This window comes from Sporomusa sp., from assembly GCF_057736855.1.
In genome coordinates, this window is record NZ_JBYKYF010000427.1 from 1 (window position 1) to 2,022 (window position 2,022).

Sequence of the window (2,022 nt, forward strand, 5' to 3'; positions counted from 1 at the left end):
GGGTCGACCCGCCGTACGACCGCATCGTTCTTGATCTTAACCGCCGGGGATTCGAACTGGAGACGGTCGAAGAACTCGAGACCCGGAGGAGTGCCGGGCTGGGGGTGGGGTCTTCCGGAGACATCCCCGACGCCAAGGTGGCGGTGCTCGGGTGCCGGCTCGGCGTGCCGCCCATGGACGACCCTCGCGTTCGCCGCAACGTTCTGCTACTGGCCGCGTGCCGCACCGGGAGGATTCCCGGTTTCTTTCATCCCTGGCTGTACGAGTCGCCGGCGCAGCCTTCGGAACAAGTCGAGGGTCTGATGCCACAGGGCGTCCGGTTGAGGATGGTGTATGAGGACGAGCTGCCCGAAGTCCCGGCTCTGGTGGAGGCCATCCGTTGCGAGTGGGAGGAGTACGGGATACGGGTGGAGACCGTCTCGATGGGCAGGTGGCACGCGAGGCAGGCGGTGGCCAGGGATCTCTTTCACGCCTTCCTTCTCGTTTTCTCGCTGCCTCTCGACCCAACCCGGTACGGTACCAGCCAGATGTACGGGAGCGGGGGGATGTACAACTACACCGGGCTCTCGGACGCCCGCGTGGACGGGGCGCTTTGGCGGATAAGGCGGGCGTCCGCCGGCGACGATTTGCGGAGCCTGGCCGCGGAGGTCGACCGCATCGTCAACGAGTCGTCTGTGGCCGTACACCTGAAGGAGTTGACGGGAGATCTGCGGGGGGTGGAGGGGGCAAGCCTTGCGCCCGGTCCTCTCAGGATCCGCGAGATCACCCTCGACGACGCCGCCTACGGTGTATGCGGGCTGATCTCCCCCTGGCAGTGTGTCTACCCTTATCCCAAAGCCGGCATGAGCCCGTCTTATCCGTTCTGGAAGGAAATGATCCTTGAGTACGGGACGATGGGTCTCCTGGCCATGCAGGGTGACACTTGTGTGGGGATGATCACCTTCCTGCCCAAGCCGGTGGCCAGGCGCATCGGCTACGCCACATGCTCGAGCAACGAAGACCTGGAGCGGACCCTCAACATCATATGCATCAACGTCGGTCAGACCGCGCTCCGGCAGGGAAGGGGGTCAGCCCTGCTCCGCGCCGCCGAGGACTACGCCCGTTCGCGGGGTTACGTTCGCATAGAAGCCTTTGCCGCGGAGGAAGAATGCGAAGAGCAGCGCATACACTGGCAGTCCCAAACCCTCTTCCGCCGCCTGGGCTTTGCCTTCGATCCGGACAGCCGGGGTCCGTGGTGGACGCCTCATCTGTTCTACAAGCGCTTAGTCTGAGCCTGTAAAGGGGCCGGGTTGGGTGAGCTTCAACGGGCCGTCGTCGGAGAAGGTGACCATCACCAACGTCCTGCTGGGTCTGGGGAAGACTCTGCCCGTCCATACCACGCCCGTTGACGCCCTGTTTTACGGCCGGGAGGGCTCAGGCTACGCCGTCGTGGGCCACGAGAGGGTGGAAGTCAGAGCGGGCGATCCGGTGGTGAGTCCGCAGAACATACCCCACGGGCTCCAGACATCGGAAGATGCCTTCAGCGTGCTGGTGAGGTGTGCCGGCCTGAGGGGGCCTGTGGACAGAAAACGGTGCGGGTGGGATAAGTGGATCAATCAACTGGCTGAGGCCGACTGGAGGAGAAGCCCGTGCCCGAAGTCACCGTGATCGACCTGGAACCGGGGAAGGATGACCGTGCCGCGTACTATGTGGGTGCGTGTACTCACGTGGGCGAATCGCAGGAGATCGATGCATGCGCCCGAACGCGGAGGTCCTGGCTGGAGAGAATGTACGCCGAGGGTGTGCGGGTGAAAGTGGCCTTCGTCGGGGAAAACCCCGCGGGCTTCGCCTATGTCCTCCCAATAGGTGTTTCCCCGTGGGGACCCCTCGGAGAGGACCTGGCCGTGCTTCCGTGTCTCGTGGCACAGAGCCGGTTCAAGGGACAGGGAGTGGGCAGGGCCCTCATGAGAGCCGCAGAAGATGAAGCCCGGAGGCAAGGCTTTGCGGGCCTTTGCACCATCGGGTATTATTGGGACTTCTGGT

Annotated in this window: 3 protein-coding genes; all 3 read left to right on the top strand. The window is 64.0% G+C overall.

Annotation, left to right across the window (positions count from 1 at the left end; all coding sequences use genetic code 11):
- Window positions 1-1,271 (top strand): GNAT family N-acetyltransferase (locus AC29Z1_RS17200; RefSeq protein ID WP_488272671.1); only part of this gene is annotated, 1,271 nt, incomplete at its 5' end.
- Between the two features lie 22 nt (window positions 1,272-1,293).
- The gene (locus tag AC29Z1_RS17205) at window positions 1,294-1,647 is read left to right on the top strand and encodes a cupin domain-containing protein (protein WP_488272672.1); all 354 of its coding nucleotides are present in this window, start codon (window positions 1,294-1,296) and stop codon (window positions 1,645-1,647) included.
- The coding region (locus tag AC29Z1_RS17210) for a GNAT family N-acetyltransferase (RefSeq protein WP_488272673.1) at window positions 1,629-2,022 on the top strand (394 nt) is incomplete at its 3' end. The genes AC29Z1_RS17205 and AC29Z1_RS17210, both read left to right, overlap by 19 nt.